The organism is Aliamphritea hakodatensis (assembly GCF_024347195.1).
Lineage (GTDB): Bacteria > Pseudomonadota > Gammaproteobacteria > Pseudomonadales > Balneatricaceae > Amphritea > Amphritea hakodatensis.
Genome location: NZ_AP025281.1, coordinates 2,106,303 through 2,125,636, shown reverse-complemented (window position 1 = coordinate 2,125,636; position 19,334 = coordinate 2,106,303). Strand labels below are relative to the sequence as shown.

At 48.7% G+C, this 19,334-nt stretch carries 20 protein-coding genes; 10 read left to right on the top strand and 10 right to left on the bottom strand.

Annotated features, from left to right (window positions below):
• Window positions 1-13: 13 nt before the first annotated feature.
• Together thrS and PCI15_RS09730 are read left to right on the top strand one after the other, a co-directional pair.
• Window positions 14-1,963: a threonine--tRNA ligase gene (gene thrS / locus PCI15_RS09735; RefSeq protein WP_271274134.1), complete on the top strand. Its 1,950-nt coding sequence runs from the start codon at window positions 14-16 to the stop codon at window positions 1,961-1,963.
• 145 nt (window positions 1,964-2,108) lie between these two features.
• Window positions 2,109-2,669, top strand: a complete 561-nt coding sequence (locus PCI15_RS09730) for a DapH/DapD/GlmU-related protein (protein WP_271274133.1) — start codon at window positions 2,109-2,111, stop codon at window positions 2,667-2,669.
• Window positions 2,670-2,835: 166 nt separating this feature from the next.
• On the opposite strand, the gene PCI15_RS09725 is transcribed toward PCI15_RS09730, so the two are convergent.
• Window positions 2,836-3,318, bottom strand: coding sequence for a TetR/AcrR family transcriptional regulator (locus PCI15_RS09725; RefSeq protein ID WP_271274132.1), 483 nt, complete (start codon window positions 3,316-3,318; stop codon window positions 2,836-2,838).
• Between the two features lie 132 nt (window positions 3,319-3,450).
• Here PCI15_RS09725 and PCI15_RS09720 point away from each other — a divergent pair, with 132 nt between their 5' ends.
• Window positions 3,451-4,050, top strand: coding sequence for a hypothetical protein (locus tag PCI15_RS09720; protein WP_271274131.1), 600 nt, complete (start codon window positions 3,451-3,453; stop codon window positions 4,048-4,050).
• 273 nt (window positions 4,051-4,323) lie between these two features.
• Here the strand turns inward: PCI15_RS09720 and PCI15_RS09715 are convergent, their stop codons facing one another.
• Window positions 4,324-5,247, bottom strand: a complete 924-nt coding sequence (locus PCI15_RS09715; RefSeq protein ID WP_271274130.1) for a LysR family transcriptional regulator — start codon at window positions 5,245-5,247, stop codon at window positions 4,324-4,326.
• A gap of 59 nt (window positions 5,248-5,306) precedes the next feature.
• On the opposite strand from PCI15_RS09715, the gene PCI15_RS09710 reads away from it, so the two are divergent.
• The 3 genes from PCI15_RS09710 (at window position 5,307) to PCI15_RS09700 (ending at window position 7,012) form a co-directional block, all read left to right on the top strand.
• Window positions 5,307-5,729, top strand: coding sequence for a PACE efflux transporter (locus PCI15_RS09710; RefSeq protein WP_271274129.1), 423 nt, complete (start codon window positions 5,307-5,309; stop codon window positions 5,727-5,729).
• Between the two features lie 14 nt (window positions 5,730-5,743).
• A complete protein-coding gene (locus PCI15_RS09705; RefSeq protein ID WP_271274128.1) occupies window positions 5,744-6,373 on the top strand; it encodes an FMN-dependent NADH-azoreductase in 630 nt (209 codons plus the stop codon).
• Window positions 6,374-6,550: 177 nt separating this feature from the next.
• Window positions 6,551-7,012 (top strand): hypothetical protein, encoded by a 462-nt coding sequence (locus PCI15_RS09700; RefSeq protein ID WP_271274127.1) that lies wholly within the window; start codon window positions 6,551-6,553, stop codon window positions 7,010-7,012.
• 27 nt (window positions 7,013-7,039) lie between these two features.
• Here the strand turns inward: PCI15_RS09700 and PCI15_RS09695 are convergent, their stop codons facing one another.
• The 3 genes from PCI15_RS09695 to PCI15_RS09685 all read right to left on the bottom strand — a co-directional run bounded on the left by PCI15_RS09695 (window position 7,040) and on the right by PCI15_RS09685 (window position 9,553).
• A complete protein-coding gene (locus PCI15_RS09695; RefSeq protein WP_271274126.1) occupies window positions 7,040-7,432 on the bottom strand; it encodes a hypothetical protein in 393 nt (130 codons plus the stop codon).
• A gap of 442 nt (window positions 7,433-7,874) precedes the next feature.
• Complete coding sequence (locus tag PCI15_RS09690) at window positions 7,875-8,498, bottom strand: LysE family translocator (protein WP_271274125.1); 624 nt, start codon at window positions 8,496-8,498, stop codon at window positions 7,875-7,877.
• A 275-nt stretch (window positions 8,499-8,773) separates the two neighbouring features.
• Window positions 8,774-9,553 (bottom strand): AraC family transcriptional regulator, encoded by a 780-nt coding sequence (locus PCI15_RS09685; RefSeq protein ID WP_271274124.1) that lies wholly within the window; start codon window positions 9,551-9,553, stop codon window positions 8,774-8,776.
• A gap of 135 nt (window positions 9,554-9,688) precedes the next feature.
• Between PCI15_RS09685 and lhpI the strand changes: the two genes are divergently transcribed.
• From lhpI to PCI15_RS09670, 3 genes are all read left to right on the top strand, one after another.
• Window positions 9,689-10,642 carry a bifunctional Delta(1)-pyrroline-2-carboxylate/Delta(1)-piperideine-2-carboxylate reductase gene (lhpI, locus tag PCI15_RS09680; RefSeq protein ID WP_271274123.1) on the top strand — a complete coding sequence of 318 codons (954 nt, stop codon included), beginning with the start codon at window positions 9,689-9,691 and terminating at the stop codon, window positions 10,640-10,642.
• Window positions 10,643-10,746: 104 nt separating this feature from the next.
• Window positions 10,747-12,231, top strand: coding sequence for a Na+/H+ antiporter NhaC (gene nhaC, locus PCI15_RS09675; protein WP_271274122.1), 1,485 nt, complete (start codon window positions 10,747-10,749; stop codon window positions 12,229-12,231).
• Complete coding sequence (locus tag PCI15_RS09670) at window positions 12,231-13,508, top strand: NAD(P)/FAD-dependent oxidoreductase (RefSeq protein WP_271274121.1); 1,278 nt, start codon at window positions 12,231-12,233, stop codon at window positions 13,506-13,508. Before nhaC ends, PCI15_RS09670 begins: the two co-directional genes overlap by 1 nt.
• Window positions 13,509-13,689: 181 nt before the next feature.
• Here PCI15_RS09670 and PCI15_RS09665 read toward each other — a convergent pair whose 3' ends face one another.
• On the bottom strand, window positions 13,690-13,908 hold the full coding sequence (locus PCI15_RS09665; protein ID WP_271274120.1) for a hypothetical protein: 219 nt from the start codon (window positions 13,906-13,908) through the stop codon (window positions 13,690-13,692).
• 288 nt (window positions 13,909-14,196) lie between these two features.
• On the opposite strand from PCI15_RS09665, the gene PCI15_RS09660 reads away from it, so the two are divergent.
• A complete protein-coding gene (locus PCI15_RS09660) occupies window positions 14,197-14,430 on the top strand; it encodes a YecH family metal-binding protein (RefSeq protein WP_271274119.1) in 234 nt (77 codons plus the stop codon).
• A 343-nt stretch (window positions 14,431-14,773) separates the two neighbouring features.
• Here PCI15_RS09660 and PCI15_RS09655 read toward each other — a convergent pair whose 3' ends face one another.
• From PCI15_RS09655 to argE, 4 genes are read right to left on the bottom strand one after another with little or no spacing between them, the layout of a single operon-like run.
• Window positions 14,774-15,880, bottom strand: coding sequence for a mandelate racemase/muconate lactonizing enzyme family protein (locus PCI15_RS09655; protein WP_271274118.1), 1,107 nt, complete (start codon window positions 15,878-15,880; stop codon window positions 14,774-14,776).
• Window positions 15,881-15,902: 22 nt separating this feature from the next.
• Window positions 15,903-16,952 carry a threonine aldolase family protein gene (locus PCI15_RS09650; RefSeq protein ID WP_271274117.1) on the bottom strand — a complete coding sequence of 350 codons (1,050 nt, stop codon included), beginning with the start codon at window positions 16,950-16,952 and terminating at the stop codon, window positions 15,903-15,905.
• A complete protein-coding gene (locus tag PCI15_RS09645; RefSeq protein ID WP_271274116.1) occupies window positions 16,945-18,114 on the bottom strand; it encodes a clavaminate synthase family protein in 1,170 nt (389 codons plus the stop codon). The genes PCI15_RS09650 and PCI15_RS09645 overlap by 8 nt, the downstream gene beginning before the upstream one ends.
• A 49-nt stretch (window positions 18,115-18,163) precedes the next feature.
• The gene (argE, locus tag PCI15_RS09640; protein WP_271274115.1) at window positions 18,164-19,324 is read right to left on the bottom strand and encodes an acetylornithine deacetylase; all 1,161 of its coding nucleotides are present in this window, start codon (window positions 19,322-19,324) and stop codon (window positions 18,164-18,166) included.
• Window positions 19,325-19,334: the final 10 nt, after the last annotated feature.

The window sequence follows — 19,334 nt, the reverse complement described above, 5'->3', positions numbered from 1 at the left end:
CTAAAACCCAACTATGACAAACCTTAACACCCCTGTCTCTGTAACCCTCCCTGATCAATCGGTACGCCAGTTTCCCGGACCGGTAACCGTCATGCAGATCGCTGAAAGCATCGGCCCCGGCCTTGCTAAAAACACCCTGGCAGGTGAAGCAGACGGCCAGCTTTGCGATACCTGCGACCTGATAACCCGGGACGCCCAGGTACGTATAATCACCCCAAAAGATCCGGAAGGTCAGGCCATTATCCGGCATTCATGTGCGCACCTGTTAGGCCAGGCGGTTAAGCAGCTCTACCCGGCCGCCAAAATGGTGATCGGCCCGGTCATCGAACACGGCTTTTACTATGACATCAGCGCAGAACGCCCTTTCACACCAGCCGATCTGGACGCCATTGAACAACGGATGCACACGCTGATCGCCACCAACTACCCGGTTAAGAAAACAGTGGTCCCCAGAGAAGAAGCCATCAGGGTCTTCAGCGCCCGGGAGGAAAGCTACAAGGTTCAGCTGATTGAAGATATGCCGGATGTACCGGCAATGGCCCTCTATCATCATCAGGAATACATCGACATGTGCCGCGGGCCTCATGTTCCGAATACCCGGTTTCTCAAACACTTTAAGCTGACCAAACTCTCCGGTGCCTACTGGCGGGGTAACTCTGATAACGAACAGCTGCAAAGAATTTACGGCACCGCCTGGGAAGATAAAAAAGCCCTGCGGGCTTATCTGACCATGATGGAAGAAGCCGAAAAACGTGATCATCGCCGACTGGGTAAAGCCCTCGACCTGTTTCACTTTTCCGATGCCGCCCCCGGTGCCGTTTTCTGGCACCCCAAAGGCTGGACACTGTTTCAGCAACTGCTCGGCTACATGCGCCACCAACAACACAACGAAGGCTATGAAGAAGTAAACACGCCAGACCTGATGGACCGTAACCTGTGGGAACAATCCGGCCACTGGCAAAACTACCGGGATCACATGTATACCAATACAACCCCGGACGGCCGCACCATGGCACTCAAACCCATGAGCTGCCCCGGCAGTGTACTGATGTATGACCACGGCCTGAAAAGCTACCGTGACCTGCCGATCCGCATGGCTGAATTCGGCAAGGTTCACCGTTATGAACCGTCCGGTGCCCTGCATGGCCTGCTCCGGGTGCGGCATTTTACCCAGGACGATGCGCATATTTACTGCACGCTGAGTCAGGTACAGGAGGAATGCATCAGAGTCATTGAACTGGTGCTGGCCATTTACCGGGATTTCGGCTTTAACGATGTGCACATCAAACTATCCACCCGGCCGGATAACCGGATCGGCGACGATGCCACCTGGGATACTCTCGAATCTGCGCTGGTTACCTCGCTGCTCAGCCTGTCACTGCCCTATCAGCTGAATGAAGGCGAAGGCGCCTTCTATGGGCCAAAACTGGAATTCACCCTCCGCGACTCCATTGGCCGCGACTGGCAATGCGGCACCCTTCAGGTAGATATGAACCTGCCAAAGCGGTTCGGACTTTCATATATTGACGAACAGGGTGAACAGCAAACACCGGTGATGCTGCACCGGGCACTGTTCGGATCACTGGAACGTTTTACCGGCATTCTGATTGAACACTACGCCGGTAAACTGCCCGCCTGGCTGGCACCGGTACAGGTCGCCGTACTACCGATATCCGATAAATCGAACAAATATGCTGAACAGATTTATCAAACCTTCCGGCAGGCAGGCCTGCGAACAGCCTTTGACGCTGGCCGGGAGAAAATCGGCCATAAGATCCGTCAGCATACCCTCAGTAAAGTACCGTTCATGGTGGTTATCGGCGCACAGGAAAGTGAGACCAACCGCATCAGCCTGCGGCTCCTCAACGGCGAAAGCATGACCGGCCTGACGCCTGAGGAAGCAACAGCATACCTTAAGCACAACGCGCCCCCCCCGAACGAAAGTCCCCGGCAAAAATGTTAACCGCAAGCTATAAATAAACAGGTAAGCCCTTCCCGCCGCAGCCGCAGACCTGTGGCGGGAAATACACCGGCCATCATTCAGCCCCGGCGGCGCAAGCGGTGCCGGCTGGCAACCGGACGCAATCCACTTATCATCAGGAGAGAACATGCTCAGAAAATGCCCCGCGGGCTATTACCCGGACGTATCAGAAAAAGCCTTCATCGACCCAACCGCCATCATCTGTGGCCGGGTCATTATTCAGGAGAATGTATTTGTCGGCCCCTATGCGGTCCTTCGGGCAGATGAGGTCGATGAAGACGGCAATATGCAGCCAATCCTCATTCAGCAGGGATCAAACATTCAGGATGGCGTGGTGATCCACTCCAAAGGCGGCGCAGCCGTCACCATTGGTGCCCGCACATCCATTGCCCACCGTTCCATCGTGCATGGCCCGTGCAGTGTGGGTGACGATGTATTTATCGGCTTTAACAGCGTTGTGTTCCGCACCCGTATCGGTGATGGCTGCGTCATCCGGCATAACTGCGTCATTGACGGTCTGGATCTGCCTGATGCATTCCACGTCCCCCCTGTCACTGCGATCGGTCCGGACTTCGACCTGAGTACAATCGATAAAGTCCCGCCGGAGTACTCATCATTTTCCGAATCAGTGGTATCCGCCAACCATGCCCTTGTGGAAGGATACAAAACCCTGGCGAATGAGCTGTAAAAACCGTTGCCGGACACAATTCTCTTCAGGGGCGCCACCGCCCCGTTTTTTTAAACTGCCCGGATAAATCCAGTTGTATTGAGTCTGTGCAGGTAATGGATACAGGCCGTAGTCCGTTGTTTCTGGCTTCATCCTGCAGCCGCTAAAAAACGTGTTCAGGCTTAGCCTAAATCTGCCCGGACATATACTCCAGTAGTAAGGTACCCAGTAATTTAGATAATGTCTCACGGGCTTTCTCTTCACCAACAATGGCTGCCACACTGCGTTCATAGACATTCATTGCAACCTGCATCGCTTTATCGTTAGCAATTTCGTCTTTGCTTCTCCCCCGCATGTACTCAACCATGATGGTAATTTCAGAACCAAAGTTCGCTCGCATAATATTCAGCAGCTTCTCAATTTTCACATCTGCCGGCAGATCACCGGGAATGACAAAATCCTCTTCTGCCCGGGACATCACAAAGCCGGTACAGGCAAGAAACAACTCTTCCTTACTTGGAAAGTAGTGATAAAGCGCACTTTTCGAGATCCCCAGATACACACCCATTTTCCGCATGCTGGCAGCGGTATATCCGTGCTCTGAAAAATATTCAGCAGCGCGGCTGATCAGCTCTTCCCTGTACGCATCATGATCAACAATTTTTGGCACAATTCTCACCTTCGTTTTAATTGGTCCAGTTGGTCGAAAAAGATTGACACATCTGTTTAGCAAAATCTAGAATGATTTATATAGTCCAATTGGTCGAAAAAGAACATGCTGATAAATTATATGGGTGAAAAAATGAAAATAGATTGGGAGCTGCCAGAAATACGGGCAGGCTGGAAAGGTAAAATTGATACGTTTATCGGTCCTGGAGCAACCAGTGCCGAAAAGAACATTCAGCTATACCCACCCATACTGTCGATCCTGATACTGATTATTACCGCCTGGCAGCTGGATTTTGGCTGGACACCTGGTCAGTACATCGTTGGCTCAATCCTGATGGGTGACATGGTTGGAGGCATCATTACCAACTCAACGTCTGCAGCGAAACGCTGGTTTTTCCGCGAAGGCGAAGGATTCAGGGAAGTCATGAGCTTTATCGCCATCCACATTCTGCAGATAGCACTGGCCAGTTATTTCTTCCTGGGCTTTGATCTTGTATGGATAGCACTGGTTTATGCTTATTTGATGCTGGCATGCAGCCTCACGCTGTCTGCCCCACTCTACCTGCAGCGCCCCCTCGCCGGCCTGCTGTACGCCATTTCACTGGTGCTCGCGCTCTATGTATGGGAGATACCTGCACATCTGGAATGGTTTTTACCCATGCTGTTTTTCAAGCTACTCATTTGCCATGTATTACGGGAAGAACCATACAGGCCTGTGACAAATACCGAATAACACTCAGCTTTGTACACTGTTGGCTCCAATAACTACCCAATCTCGCCTAAATGCTGATGAGTCCGTGAACTGACATCCTGAGCGCACAGCCTCTTATGCAGAACCCGTTATGTGGGGCCACCCCAGCGAACAGGTATAAACAAGGGGCGTTAATACGCCCCTTCTTTTTACACTCTCATCCTGCTAATTATGCTGTACCGGCACCAAAGAACAGAAGAAAACACCCGCACCTGAAACAGAGCTTTATAAAGAAAATCTAAGTAACAGACACCGTTACGAAAACAGCTCTTTCAAAGCCTCCGACAGCCACAACAGCGCCGGGCCCATCACCTGATTCTTTTGCATGACTAACTCAACCGGCGGGCTCCATGGCTTATGATCGAAACTGAGATTCATCCGGTGCAACCGGCCAGCTTCAATTTCCTGATCAACAAGATGGCCCGGTAAATAAGACCAGCCCACCCCCTGTATCACCATCTCCCGGATCACATGAAAACTGGTTGCACTCCAGATATCAGTAGACAGCGGTGGAAACTGATCAAGCCCCTGACCGACTTTGCCTTTCATCATCAACTGCCGGTGTGGAACAAGATCACGCATAGCGACGCTTGCCAGCCTGGTTAAGGGGTGCGTCGGCTCACAGACCGCGTAAAAAGGCAGATTGCCAATGAAACACTGATCAACTCCCTTTTCAATTTCCATTTCTGAAAACATCAGCCCGATATTCGCTCTGCCATTCAGCACAAGATTCGCAACATCAGGACTGGGAGCCGATAACACTTCAATGGTCGTAGCCTGAAAACGTTCACCAAACGCCGTCAATATCAGTGAAAGCCGGGGAACAAGAATAGCATCTTCCAGAGCGATCCGTATCCGGACCTCTTCCCCCCGGTTAATGCCTGCAGCGGTGGTGTTCAGGTCATCAATCTGTGAAAGCACCGACTGCGCATGCACCAACAAACGGGCCCCTTCAGCAGTCAATTGGGGTTTTCGGGTGGTACGGTCGAACAACTCAACACCCAGATCTATTTCCAGATTAGCAATGCCCTGGCTAACCGCCGACTGCACTTTACCAAGCTTGCGGGCACTGGCGGAGAACGAGCCCGACTCCACCGTTTCAGCAAACATCCTCAGTTGTTCAAGATTATACATTTCACCCAAACCATCATTAAAAGTGATAGTAACTAATTTAATCATATCACTTCAGGTGATTACCATAAGAACCCGTTAACCAATGTATTTCTGGGAGACCCCCCATGACAATGAAAGAACGCATCATCCATATGATCTTATTTGAGGCCATCGCGCTGGCCATGTTCGTCCCGCTGGCCATGCTCGCGACGGGTAATGGTGCCGGCAGCATGACAGCCCTGTCAGTCATGCTGTCGCTGATCGCCATGGTCTGGAACTTTATCTATAACTGGGGGTTTGACTGCTGCTTCGGTGATGAACGCCTGGCACGCACCTTTGCCATGCGGCTGGCTCACGGCGCAGGCTTTGAGCTCGGCATGATCGTAACCTCTTTTCCGATCATTATGTGGATGCTGAATTTGGACTTCCTGACCGTACTCCTGATGGACATCGGCGCGGTCACCTTCTTCTTTTTCTACGCCATCATTTTTAACTGGGCTTACGACCTTATTCGCGCACGGCGAATGGCTTCAGCGGCCAACACTTAAACCGGGGAGAACCAATGAAAAAACTTCTACAGATCAACAGCGGCATGCATGGCTCGGCCTCTCATTCAACCCAACTGGCCAGTGAATTCAGCGAGGCATACCTGCACCACAATCCCGGCTCCGAAGTCACCGTCAGAGATCTGAATGCCAGCCCGGTGCCGCACCTGAATGCCGAAACATTTGCCACCTTCCACGATCCGGAAGCGGCGGTATCGCCAAAGCAGAAAGATGCGCTGAGTTTATCCGACACACTGGTCGGGGAGCTTCAGGAAGCTGACGTGCTTGTGCTGGGCGTGCCTATGTACAACCTGGGCATTCCTTCAACGTTAAAAGCCTGGATCGATCACGTAGCCAGAGCGCGGGTCACCTTCCGCTACACGGCCACCGGGGTTGAAGGCCTGCTGCAGAACAAAAAAGCCTACATTATGATGGCCAGAGGCGGCGAATATGCCGGTACCCCTGCGGATGTGCAAACACAGTACCTCAAGCTTATGCTCAGCTTTATTGGCATAACCGACATCCACTTCATCTATGCTGAAGGGCTGGCGAAAGGGCCAGAAAAACAAGCCACAGCCCTACAGGCCGCCACTCAGCAGATGCACGAAGCATTACAAAGCAAAGAGCCTGCCGGTATTCCGGTATAACAGGCACCATCAGGGTAACTGTCTGAATACAAAAGACGTTTAAGACCTGCATCCGGCTAACGCCGTTATTAGCATGAGGCCTTTCTTTTTAACCTGTAATTGTTAACACTGAGAAAATTAACGCTCTACCCGGCCCTCCCCTTGCCGGGTAAGCCAACCAGATAAGGATGTTAGCAAATGTATTTTCCCAAACCGGGTATTAAGAAAGACCCTGTGCGCCGGTGGAATCAGATGGACCGGGTCTTTTTTGGCCATGGCGCCTGCCACATACTGGCGGGCGTCTACCTGCAACGCTTCCCGGACAGCGGCTTCTATGCCGTCAAAATCATTCCCGGTGAAGGCCTCGCCGGCAATCACGTATTTGTCACCAACGGGACCCGGGCATTTGATTACCACGGATATAGTTTTTTGGATCAGCTTATCACCCATCACACAAAAGGCTGGCACCAACGCATTCCTGAGTGGCAGGCAACCATCAGCAAAGTCGACTTCCCCCTGCTGAATACGGCCGCCTTAAATGCCCATAAAATGCTGGGGCCTGATCAGTACCTTCATAACCCCATTAAGCGCGCACAGAAATTCATTGATCGCTTTGATCATAAGCTGGCGAAATCACTGAAACAGGAACAGAGTATCTGACAGCCTGATCTGCTCATTCATTCCTGCCTACCTGCAGCGATAAGCGTCAAGATTGTTTTCGACACTGAGCAAGTACTCGTTCCAGCCATGCAGCATTGCCTGCGCCTGTGCATACGGCGCACTCCTGTGAAGTTCCCCTTCGAAATACACGGCACTCTTACAGGTATCGCCGTTCCTCAGGCGTATGCCCTCCTGCAGCGCCGGATCACCTGCCAGATCGAGCGAGGGCCTGCCTTCTTCCAGCGGTTTTAATATCTGTAAACGCACGGTATTCCCGGTGCTGTGCAAGACCGTGTGCGCCCCGCGCCGGTTCAGGCTGAAGCTGAGCATTGCCAGCCCGCCGATAAAGGCAGACAGCGCCATTAACTGCTTTTGAGTGAGCGGAGCAGCGGATTGTTGCGACGGTGTTAACGGTTCCATCACGGACTAACCTCCCTGTAAGTACCTTGTTTAAGCTGAATAAATCGTTCCGGCATTTGTGCATCCATGCAGTTGCCTATAGAGTTGTGTTGAGAGACAAGCAACCCGGTTAAATATTAACCAGTTATTATTTAACCATCAACAGCGGATAGTTATTATTTAACTAATTTATATTTATGATGCGAGAGAGATTGATAGCTTTGGTAAATCACGTCTGTGAAACCAAAAGCATTCATAAAGAGTTTTCAGAGAAGACAGGACTCCCACGAAGCGTGATCAAGAATCTCCTGAACGGCGTACAACGCTTTAACGAAGACCATATAACCGCAATAGGTAAGTCCTTCCCCCATTTTCAGATTTGGTTTGCGACCGGAATAACAATCCCTGAAAAAGGACACATTAGCCCCGAACTAGAAAATAAGAGTTAGCTGCCTGAACTGAATCAGCCTCTGCGGGCCACCAGCAAGCCCACACCTGCACTGGCCAGCATTGCAGAACAGCCGCGGTTAAACAGCTTTCTTTTCCCCGGTGCAGCAAACCATTTTCGCAGATAAACACCAAAGCAGCCGTAAGCCGCAATTGCGATCCACTCCAGGATCAGAAACGCCCCGCCCAGAATAAAGAACTGCAAGCCTATCTGCTGCGCAGGGTTAATGAACTGCGGTAAAAAAGCGGTGAAAATCAGAATGGCTTTAGGGTTACCGGCGGCCAGTAAAAACTCTTGCCGGGCAAGGCTAAAAATCCCCTTACTGTCTGCAGAGATCTGCTCATCTTCGGCAGAAGTATCTGCGGTCCAGAGCTTATACGCCAGCCAGAACAGATAGCAGGCACCCGCCACTTTGACGACAAAGAATATCTTTTCTGATGTATACAGAATCACCGCCAGACCCGATGCCGCCAGCATAATCATGCCGGCAAACGCCGTCAGCCTGCCCAAACCTGCTGCCACGGCAACCTTCAGCCCGTAACGCTTGGCATTGCTCATTGAAAGAAGGTTGTTTGGCCCCGGAGACATATTCAATGCAAAACATGCCGGAATAAAGATTAAAAAAGCCATCAGGTCCATGATCACATTCCTGCAAAACGGGTATAAAGCCAACAATGATAAACGCCCTGAAACAGCATTCCCAGTTTATTCTCAACCCGGAGCCCGGCAGTTTTCTGCGGAAAAAGTCAGGAGTGCAAATCCTGTTCTTTCACACCCTTACCGATGTGATCGTCCAATAGTCTCATCCACTTTCTGCCATTAAACCTCTTCTGCCAGCACCGGAAATACATCCCGAAATAAACTTAAAATGCGACTCATATTTTATAACTAACATTACAGCCTGAAGCAGCGGATCAGCGTCGGGCTTTGCCTGGCGTAATCTGAAAAAACTTCTTAAATGCCCGGGAGAAACTTGAAGAATCTGAAAAACCAAGCTCTGCAGCCAGCACCGCTAATGGGTACTTCGTATTCTGTAACAGAAAATGCGCCCGGTGCATCCGCCTTGACATCACGTACTGCTGGGGAGTAACACCAAACGTCTGTTGGCACAGGTAATAGAAGTGGCTTTCACTGAGATACTGACTTTTAGCCAGCTCCGCATTAGAAGGCGGATTCGCTAACCGCCGATCAATAAAACGATTTAACTCTGTAGTATTTAAACGGCTGTCCTTTGGCGTTTGTGTGGTTGAAGAATACTCCTGACACAGCTGCGTCATAAACAGCGAAATCAGCTGACAGTTAACCTGCCGACTAACATGTGCCTCACCGTGGGCCAGTTGGTTCGCCGCAAAATCCAGCATTGGCAGTAACTCAGGATTCAGTGACAAAAATTCAGGCTGGCGAAAGAGGGTATCTTTAAACGAAAGATTACAGGCTTGTTCTAGCGCCTGAATGAAAGGATCAACGGGGGCCAGATCAATAACGAGTAGTTCACTGTCATCGCTCAAACCTGTAAAAAAGTGCTCAGCACTGCTGGGAACAACCGCGACTGTTCCGTTTGTTATCTGACCGGCACCTTTTGTGAATTCACACGCCATCTGACCTTTCCAGCCAATCAGTATCTGTGAGAAATCATGGCAGTGCTGCCCTTTTTGCCGGGCAATCAGGTTGCGCCTTGCATGACTGTCTGTCATCTAAAAAATTCTCTGAACTTCCGTGCATTTGAGGTGATCTGCAGAGCCTGAAACAATAATTTCATAGTCTCGGTCAAATATGCTGAACGTCTTCTGGCTACCATGTGTGAAAGCCTAACAATAAGAGAAGATGTGATGCAACTGAATGCTAACCAGGTACGCCAGGCACTGCCCTGGCCACTGTTAATTGAAGCCCTTAACGACATATTTACTAAAAATGTCTGCGCTCCGGTGCGTCATCATCATAGCATCAATGTACCTGATGACCCGGCTGCAACGCTGTTGTTAATGCCTGCCTGGCTGGAAGGTGAATATCTGGGCGTAAAATTGGTGAACGTCTTTCCTGGCAACAGCTTACGCGGCAAACCGGGCCTGAACAGTAACTATATCCTCTCGTGTGGCAAAACAGGACAACCGCTGGCGCAGCTGGATGCCAATGAGCTGACGTCTCTGAGAACAGCTGCCGCTTCAGCCATGGCATCCCGGTATTTATCCCGTGAAGATTCCAGCGAACTGCTGATGGTCGGTGCCGGGCGCATGGGCCGGAACCTTATCCCTGCTCACATGAGCGTTCGTCCGATCAGCTCAGTCAAAGTATGGGACCGTAATGAAGACGCTTCCCGGATTCTTGTGGCGGATCTGAATGCACAAAACATAGATGCAGAAGCCTGCGAATATGATCAGTTGGAAACAGCAGCACTACAGGCTGACATTATCAGTTGTGCAACCATGGCCACCAACCCTCTGATTAAAGGGGAATGGTTAAAACCAGGAGCACACCTGGATCTGGTGGGCAGCTTCACCCCAACCATGCGCGAAACGGATAACACAGCAATGCAGATCAGCGCTGTATTTGTTGATGTGCGCGCCGGCGCACTGGCTGAAACCGGTGATCTGATCATTCCTATCAGTGAAGGGGCTATCACAGAAGATAAAATTATTGCCGAGTTTACCGAGCTTTGTAGCGGCCAGCACGCCGGACGTTCAGCCCTGCCCGATTCCGCCAATGCCATCACCCTGTTCAAAGCTGTCGGTGACTCCAGAGAAGACCTTGCCGCGTCAATACTGGCTTATCAACGCTCAGTTTGAGACTGACTGCTTGCCCTAAGCAGTCTTTGGGGGGGCTACCTCTGATGTCCCCCATTTTTTCACAATAAAAAAAATCCAGGCGTGACTGCCTGAGGAGCTTCCGAATGAATGAAAGCACTTCCCCCAAAATAGCTGTTCCCAGCCTTGGAGTCGCACTGATTCCAATCGTGCTGACAATCGGGCTACTGGCGATCCAAATATTCTATTACGACGACTTTACCCCGCACATCGCGCTGGCGATCGGCTTTGCTATTACCTCTTTGGTAGGCTGGTCCCAGGGCTATCGCTGGAAGGATATAGAAACCGGCGCTTTCCATGTGCTTCATGTCGCGATGCCATCGATCGCCACACTGATCGTTGTGGGCATGCTGGTCAGTACCTGGATCTCCAGCGGTACTGTGCCGTTACTGATCTACTACGGGCTGGAGCTGATTGATCCGGCCTGGTTCCTGGCCGCCTCTATGCTGCTGTGCTCCGTTGTTTCACTTTCCATCGGTACGAGCTGGACCACAGTCGGTACCATTGGACTTGCACTGATAGGCATCGGTGCTGCATTTGGTATTCCGGTTTACTGGACAGCCGGCGCAGTCGTATCAGGCGCATTCTTTGGAGATAAAGTATCACCATTATCCGATACTACCAATCTGGCGGCCGCAGTTACCGAAACGAATGTGTTTAATCATATCCGTAATATGATGCCAACCACCATTCCAGCCATGCTGATTGCCTTCATTATTTATCTGTTTGTTGGCGGCCAGACAACTACTGATGCTGCTCAGTTAGAACAGATCGCGCTGTTCAAAGATGGCCTCAAAACACATTTTGATCTTGGCTTTTTGCCGCTGATCCCGCTGATTACCGTTATGGCACTGGCATTTTTTAAAGTTTCACCGATTCCTGCACTGTTTGTCGGCTTTGTTCTGGGGGCTGCGGTAGCCGTCATTAACTACGGTTATAACCTGAACGAAGTACTGACTTTTGCCCACAGTGGCTTCAAAATCAACACCGGTACCGCTTCGCTGGATAGCCTCTTAAACCGTGGCGGCGTGTCTTCAATGACATGGGTAATCACGCTGATGATGTTTGCGCTGGCATTTGGTGGTGCGTTAGAGCGCACCCGCTGCCTGGAAGCGGTCGTTAGTGCAATTATGCGCATGACGAAGGGCTTCAGAGGCCTACAGACCAGTGCAATTCTGACATCAATTTCTACCAATGCGGTATCCGGCGATGTCTATCTGTCCATTGCCCTTCCCGGGCGTATGTACGGCCCTGAATATAATAAACTGGGATACAGCCGCCTGAACCTGTCCCGGGCAATTGAAGAAGGTGGCACACTGGTATCTCCCTTAATTCCATGGAACGCAGGCGGTGCTTTTGTCATGGGTACTCTGGGCTTAACCGTTGTCTCCGGTGACTATAGTGCACTGCTTTACATACCGTTAGCCTTTGCCTGCTGGCTGTCGCCGGTCATTGGAATCATCTATGCTCAGACCGGATGGTTCTCTAAACGTGCGGAAGCCTCAGAAACCAACGCCGCGCCAGGCACACCAAACACTGAACTGAAATCAAAAGCCGAAGGAACCGCCTGATGCCACTGCCCGACTCCAACATCACAACTGATGCTCCGCCACTGACTGTTGGCATTGTTGGGGCCGGGATAATTGGACTGTGTACTGCACTTGAAGCACAAAGGAAAGGTTACCGTGTAACACTGCTAGACCGCAGTGAACCTGGTCTTGGTGCTTCATTTGGCAATGCAGGTTATCTTGCAACCGAGCTGATGGACCCTCTGTCCAACCTTAAAACCCTTCGCTCGGCCTTGCCTATGTGGCTCAACCCACACGGCCCATTGTCACTGCCAATGGGCCATTTACACAAGATTCTGCCCTGGCTGGTTCGTTTTATCTGCGCGGCCAGACCAGCAAATGCGGCAAAAAACCGTGATGGCCTTGAACAGCTTAATACTGAATCAATTCCCGCCTGGAAACGCTGCCTGTCAGATATCGATGCACGTGAACTGCTTGTTAAATCAGGCTATCTGCTGGTATGGGAAACACCCTCAAAACTTGATGATGCCAAACAGCATGCAATCTACATGGCACAGTTCGGTATTAAAACCGAATTGGTACAGGGTGAGCGGCTCGCGCAACTGGAGCCGGAGATGGCGAACAATCTCAGCCATGCCCTGTACTTCCCTGAAGCTTATCGCGTTAGGGAACCTTATCAGCTATGCAAAATGCTGTTTTCAGCCTTTATGGCGCGGGATGGCAGTTTTATTCGTCAGGAAGTTCAGGCCGTCCGTCCACAAAAGAAAAGGGTATCCGTTCAGACTCCGGAAGATATGCATCAATTCGATCACGCCATCATTTGTACCGGTGCCTGGAGCAAACAATTATTAAAAGGTGTTGGTCTCGATGTACCACTGGAAGCCGAACGCGGCTACCATCTCACCATTGATGCCGGAAATATCAGACTGAATCAACCTATCGGTTCAGTAGAGCGCCGTTTTGTGATGAGCCCTTTGGATTCAGGATTGCGGGTAGTCGGTATGACAGAACTGGGCGGGCTAGACCTAAAGCCGGTTAAGCGTCGTTTTGCTTCTCTCAGGCATCACAGCCGCAAACTGATGTCACGGCTCAATGATTCTACACTGCCAGTCAGTGAATGGATGGGACACCGCCCTACCCTGCCTGACTCTCTGCCTGTCATAGATAAGCACCCTCATCATCCTCAGTTACTGTTTGCTTTTGGCAATCAACACCTGGGACTGACACAGGCCGCAATCAGTGCAGAACTGGTGGTAGGATTAATGATAGGGAGTGATACAAAAATAAACTGTGAGCCATATCGGGTAAACAGGTTCTGAAGAGACTGATTAAACACTCAGAGAATATTAGGCTTACCGTACCATCGAAGCTTTTTTCTGTTCTCAGTTACATTTCAGGACAGCAGAAAAAACTGCGGGCTCACCTACAGTAAGCCCCATCAAAAACATTTACATAAAATGCCCAGCCGCAGAGCGGCAGGCACAAAATATTCCACCTGAATCAGTCGTCATCTTCCATCGCCAGTGAATATTTACCGGAGGCAAGGCCCGTCAGCCGTTCCACAATGCTCGCTTCTTCAACACCGGTCAGCTCTACAGACTCGTCGTCCGGGCAGAACTTGAACTCGGATAAAGAGCCATCAAATTTAATCTTCCCAAGAATGCGACCGCTACTGCTGATGCAATCCAGCTCTTGCTGAATCGGAAAGAACAACACCATCTGAAATCTCCTAAAAACATATACTTCGGTGGACGCTGCCCTGCTTGCTCTTACATACGAAGGGATGCAGTTGCAGGAATTACTGTGCATCTGTCCGGCACGTATCTGCCGGGATACCCAACCGGGTAAAGCACGTATACAGCCACCATCTTTCGGCGGGCATTCTAACACTAATCATGAACTGAAAACGAAGCGAATCCGCAGTCACTGCTGACTTGATCATTCTCAATGTTTAAACACAGGTTACATGCTCAAATGCCCCTCCCAACACATTAAACCGGAGTTGTTATGTTCAAAGCACATGTGCATGAAATTTTAGAAATGATACATGCGTCTGATAAGGCATATTCTGTCGCAGAACTGCAGGAAGCGGTTATCAGCCACTTCAGTGAAGATACCGTTTTTAATTCCTGCTCAATCCATGATATGAGTGCAGCGCAGGCGATCGAATTTCTGGTGCAGCGTGGCAAGTTCGTTCCACTACAGTCAGGCTCTCCCTGCTGTGGCGGATGCGGCGGTTAAGAAACCTAGCAGAACACTTCTGAGACCGGCTGAGGCTTACTACAGCCGGTTTATTCAGCCGTCAAAATCTATTGCTAGGAATGGGAAAATAACTTTGCTGATTATTTTTATAAACTCTTTATATTTAAAACCGAATCTTATTTATATATTCATTTAAGTGCATAGTTGTTCTGTATAAAAGCTGATACGGATAAAACCTCAGTCACACCTGAAAAACTCCCATTATAAATTGCTTTATGTAAAGAAGTGATAAGAAGTATGTATTTTAAGTTAAAACGGTCGAATTATTATTAGACCCAACTTCAGTTTTATATAACAACCGGGAAACTGCTATAGATACAAATCAGTGATAGTTTGCCAACTGATTTTGGAGCATATCCCGACTCGGCTCTACGCCCAAACCAGGCGCATCATCCACAAACATTCGTCCGTTTTCAAAACGCGGACCACCTTCACATAAGGAGTGAGCGTTAAACTCCTGGCAGTTCCAGAATTTATGGGGAACACCACCCGGAGAGGATATTGCCATATGGGCTGCAGCAGCATTGGCAATTGCGGTACCACCAGACGCCTCCCAAAAACTGGAGAGGCCCGCTACGGAGCAGAAGTCACGGAAAATACGTGCTTTTGTTAAACCACCAACGCGAGAAATTTTGAAGTGCAAGGCATCGGCAGCATTAGTGTTGAGTATTCTGACTAAATCATCACTACTAATAACCGACTCATCGAGAATAAAAGGCGAATTAACTTTATTACGAACACGTAAGCATTCACTCAAAGTAGCACAGGGCTGCTCGAAAATAAGTCCCTGACTATCCAAGCGGGTTAATACCTGTAAGGCAGCGGCCACGCTCCATCCTGCGTTGGCATCGACGATCATAGTCTCTTCCGGAAGTCGCTGATTAGCGATGGCTTGAAAAGTCTCTAGATCCTGGTAGGCAATGCCGCTGGCTTTTAATGAAAAACTACTGATTCCTTGTACTCTTCCTTGTTCAATGCGGGAAAGCATATCATCAACCGAACCATTATATAGGGAGCCAAGTAAAGGAATACTGTCGCTGCAACGTCCACCAAGTAAGGTAAAAACACTTTGCCCGCTATACTTTCCAAGTATATCCCAACAAGCCATATCGATTGCAGCCTTTGCATAAGGATGACCTTGTAACAGGATATCCAGCTTTTTATTCAAGGCACTCAAATTACAGGGATCTGTTCCTATAAGCTGTGGAGCTAATACCGATAACGCTGCTCTGGCACCTTCTGCAAATTCAGGTAAATAATTACGGCCCCAAGGGCAAATTTCTCCCCAACCGATTATACCGCAGGCCGTTTCAATTTTAAGTAACGTACTGTCCAGCGATTCAAAACTGCGACCGCTGGACAGTTTGTAGGAAATACCAGCAAATGGAACGTCAAACTGATATAAGGATATCTGAGCTATTTTCATCATTAATTATCCATTTTTATTATGCTTAGTTGTTATCAAGAACCGCAGCTTGTAACGTCTTGATGAATACTTCTATATCCTCATCACGAGTATCCCATGAAGTACAAAGGCGCATTGAATACAAGTTGTTTTCAACTTCTTCAAAATACCCTGATAACTCTGCCTTATTCAGTACGGTCGTCATAAAAGCAGGTAATGTGACATAAAGCATGTTGGCTTTAGGCGTTTCCGCTTTTATATCTGTAAACTGACTAAGTTGTTTAGCCAATTTTTCTGCAGCAAGGTTAGCTACGCGGGCATTTCTTATCCATAAATCATTTTTGATATAGGCGAGAAGCTGCGCTGATACAAAACGCATCTTAGAGACTAACTGGCCAGCTCGCTTTGCCCGGTATTTCGCTTCTTGTTTCTGTTGAGGGTTAAATAGCACAACTGCCTCGGCACCGAAGCAACCGTTCTTAGTCGCACCAAATGAAAGTATATCGACACCAGAGCGCCAGCTGATATCTGCAGGGTGACAATCTAAAGCCGCCACTGCGTTAGCAAAGCGAGCACCGTCCATATGCAATTTAAGCCCTTGACCATGCGCATAGTCAGCAAGTGCCCGAATCTCATCTGGCTGATATAACTCACCCAGCTCGTTAATTTGGGCAATAGAGATCGCCGCAGCTTGTACGCTGTGGCGATCTCCTTTGCGCCCTTCTATTGCTTTAAACATTTCTTGAGTCAATTTGGCACTGCCGATTGAATCAACGTCTGTAAAAGGAATTAAACGGGCACAGCTATAAAACTCCGGAGCATTACATTCATCCTGGTAAATATGAGAGTCTTGATGAACATATACAGATTGAGTGGCCCCCGCTACGAGCGATATAGCCAGAGCATTCGCTGCAGTGCCGCTCAGACAGGGAATAACAGAGACCGGAGTACCAAAAAATTCAGAAAAGATCTGGTCAAGCGCATCACTATAAGGGTCATCACCATAAGGCGCTGAATTTTGCTCATTAGCCTCTAGCAATGCTTGAACTATCTCAGGGTGAGCACCACTGACATTATCTGACAGAAATCTAGACATCGATGCGCTCTCGGTTAACTAACATATCCAGTGGTCGTGGCTGAAGCATACGCAGACGACTTTCAAAATCTTCTCGATTTATATAACTGCCAGCCATATGACGTTGCCCCTCAAAAGCTTTGCGACCATGAAGCAGACGCCAATTATCAAAAATGATCATATCTCCAGGGCGCATGGCTAAAGTGAACTGATTACTAACATCTTTACTGAGTCGGTCAAAAATCTTTAACGCTTCATACACCTGACTCATTTGCGGCTCAGGCAAAATAAAGGGTGCTCTGTCGTGATTATTGAAGCTCACTTGAAGCAGACGACCATTTTTATGATGAAATACGGGGCGCTGAGCAACCAGATACGCCCCATCTCCAATATATTGACCGGGAATCTCTACATGGCTTAAAAGCTCATACGCCTCGGGATGATTTAGCTTCATAAGCTGAGCAATTTTAAAACCATCAACCAATACGTTATCACCGCCTTTGGCGTCATAATCTATACACAATAAACTCATTACACCCGGAGCATCGTGGCTGTATGTACCATCGGAATGAGGTGATATATCAAGAGGCGTTGATCCGGTATCCGCGATCTTGCCATCTGATTTCAATTGCCACATTTCACCAAATATACTGGACCGAATGTAGCTAATACGCTCCATTACTTCTCTTGCAGCACTTATTTTCAGAGGAACGTCTCTAATAATAGCTACGCCCATCTCACGTATACCGTGCAAGGCTTTCAGTAATACTTCATCATCATGAAGGTAGTCTTGGTGATCGACCTGACAAAACAACTTACGATCGGTGTTGGCGTCCCAAAGAGTTACCGGCTGCTTTATCACATCATACAACCCGTTAGATTGAGTAACAGTTTGCAGGTAGTCGGCGGTATAATTGATCACCTTACCGGTTGGCCAAGTCAATGTTAAACGTTGTAGGTCCTCACTGATTTCTATACCCGTAGCGACAGTTGGTAATTCAAGAGCGAAGGTTTCTAATAAGCGCTGCTTAGCATAAGGATGAAAACATTCTTGCTCCTGGCTGTGGTCTACCAGCCATAACCACGAGAAGAAGTGCTCTTTACTGTTGCCATTACGCTCTATCTTTACTTTTAAGCCTTCGGTAGTGCTTTGGGTGTTAATGATAGTGTTAGCAGTCGTCATTTTCTGATCCTATTTTATCTTTTAACGCTCAGGTAATTTTTAAGAGTGGTTAGTCAGAATCGTTTTGGCATTGCTCGATAATCAATCGGCCCAATAATGCTTCGCAGGCGCTAAGCTGCTCTATTTCTATAAATTCATCAGCAATATGTGCCTGCTCTATGGAACCAGGTCCCAATAGCGCACAGGATAGGCCTGCACTCTGAAAGACCCCTGCTTCTGAACTAAAAGAAGCAACATTTGGTTGACTTATTTCACTAAGCCTACACGCTAGCAACTCAGCATCACTATCAATATTATCGATCAGGCCTGGTACCCCGTAGTCCTCGCGGTATTCGATGCGAGATCCCGGTACAATGTTGTCTGCCTGCTTGATTATCTGGTCAATTTTATGATCCAGAACCTTCAAAAAATCATGATAATTATCTTGAGGAAGAGTACGTAGATCCCAGTGAAATTCGCAGCTGTCGGCTAAAATATTACAGGCATTACCACCATTAATTAGTCCGACGTGGCCACTACTGTAATTTGGAATGAAGGGGCCTGGTTCAGCATTTAGTTTGTTTTTTATAATTAAACCATCTAACCAGCAGATTAATTGGCTGGCTAATGAAACAGCGCTAACGCCCAGATGCGGTAAACTTGAGTGAGCAGCAACACCTGTTACTTTAAAAATATAACCGTAAGCTCCTTTGTGAGCAGTGACTGGCTGCATATTGGTGGGTTCTCCAATTATTACGGCCTTGATTGGTGGCAATTTTAATTTCATATCCTGAATAGCGGAGACAACCCCCTGGCAAGTAGTTTCTTCATCATATGAAATTACTAAATGGATTGGTCTTTTTAGATCTGCCCTGAGCATATCTGGCAACATGCTTAAGCAAACCGCAATGAATCCCTTCATATCACAAGTGCCCCGGCCATATAACCGTGCTCCTTGTTTACTTAAAGCAAACGGATCAGTAGACCATTTTTGACCTTGAACAGGCACCACATCACTGTGTCCTGACAAAGCAACTCCACCACTAACTAAAGGACCAACAGTGGCGTATAAATTTGCTTTCGTACCATCACTATTAGGTACTACAGTTCCAACAACTCCATGCTCTTCAAGAACGTGGTTGATGTAATTAATCAATTCAATGTTTGAATCTGCTGAAATGGTTTTAAAGCTAACCAACTTTGCTAAATGGGCTAGTGTACTTTGCCTCATAGTGAAGAAC

Excerpts from the sequence above, each read along its gene's own strand:
- PCI15_RS09730 (WP_271274133.1), top strand. The coding sequence starts at position 2,109 with ATGCTCAGAAAATGCCCCGCGGGCTATTACCCGGACGTATCAGAAAAA.
- thrS (WP_271274134.1), top strand. The coding sequence starts at position 14 with ATGACAAACCTTAACACCCCTGTCTCTGTAACCCTCCCTGATCAATCG.
- PCI15_RS09705 (WP_271274128.1), top strand. The coding sequence starts at position 5,744 with ATGAAAAAACTTCTACAGATCAACAGCGGCATGCATGGCTCGGCCTCT.
- argE (WP_271274115.1), bottom strand. The coding sequence starts at position 19,324 with ATGAGGCAAAGTACACTAGCCCATTTAGCAAAGTTGGTTAGCTTTAAA.
- PCI15_RS09720 (WP_271274131.1), top strand. The coding sequence starts at position 3,451 with ATGAAAATAGATTGGGAGCTGCCAGAAATACGGGCAGGCTGGAAAGGT.
- lhpI (WP_271274123.1), top strand. The coding sequence starts at position 9,689 with ATGCAACTGAATGCTAACCAGGTACGCCAGGCACTGCCCTGGCCACTG.
- PCI15_RS09715 (WP_271274130.1), bottom strand. The coding sequence starts at position 5,247 with ATGATTAAATTAGTTACTATCACTTTTAATGATGGTTTGGGTGAAATG.
- PCI15_RS09650 (WP_271274117.1), bottom strand. The coding sequence starts at position 16,952 with ATGTCTAGATTTCTGTCAGATAATGTCAGTGGTGCTCACCCTGAGATA.
- PCI15_RS09660 (WP_271274119.1), top strand. The coding sequence starts at position 14,197 with ATGTTCAAAGCACATGTGCATGAAATTTTAGAAATGATACATGCGTCT.
- PCI15_RS09670 (WP_271274121.1), top strand. The coding sequence starts at position 12,231 with ATGCCACTGCCCGACTCCAACATCACAACTGATGCTCCGCCACTGACT.
- nhaC (WP_271274122.1), top strand. The coding sequence starts at position 10,747 with ATGAATGAAAGCACTTCCCCCAAAATAGCTGTTCCCAGCCTTGGAGTC.
- PCI15_RS09645 (WP_271274116.1), bottom strand. The coding sequence starts at position 18,114 with ATGACGACTGCTAACACTATCATTAACACCCAAAGCACTACCGAAGGC.
- PCI15_RS09710 (WP_271274129.1), top strand. The coding sequence starts at position 5,307 with ATGACAATGAAAGAACGCATCATCCATATGATCTTATTTGAGGCCATC.
- PCI15_RS09695 (WP_271274126.1), bottom strand. The coding sequence starts at position 7,432 with ATGGAACCGTTAACACCGTCGCAACAATCCGCTGCTCCGCTCACTCAA.
- PCI15_RS09685 (WP_271274124.1), bottom strand. The coding sequence starts at position 9,553 with ATGACAGACAGTCATGCAAGGCGCAACCTGATTGCCCGGCAAAAAGGG.
- PCI15_RS09700 (WP_271274127.1), top strand. The coding sequence starts at position 6,551 with ATGTATTTTCCCAAACCGGGTATTAAGAAAGACCCTGTGCGCCGGTGG.
- PCI15_RS09665 (WP_271274120.1), bottom strand. The coding sequence starts at position 13,908 with ATGGTGTTGTTCTTTCCGATTCAGCAAGAGCTGGATTGCATCAGCAGT.
- PCI15_RS09655 (WP_271274118.1), bottom strand. The coding sequence starts at position 15,880 with ATGATGAAAATAGCTCAGATATCCTTATATCAGTTTGACGTTCCATTT.
- PCI15_RS09690 (WP_271274125.1), bottom strand. The coding sequence starts at position 8,498 with ATGGACCTGATGGCTTTTTTAATCTTTATTCCGGCATGTTTTGCATTG.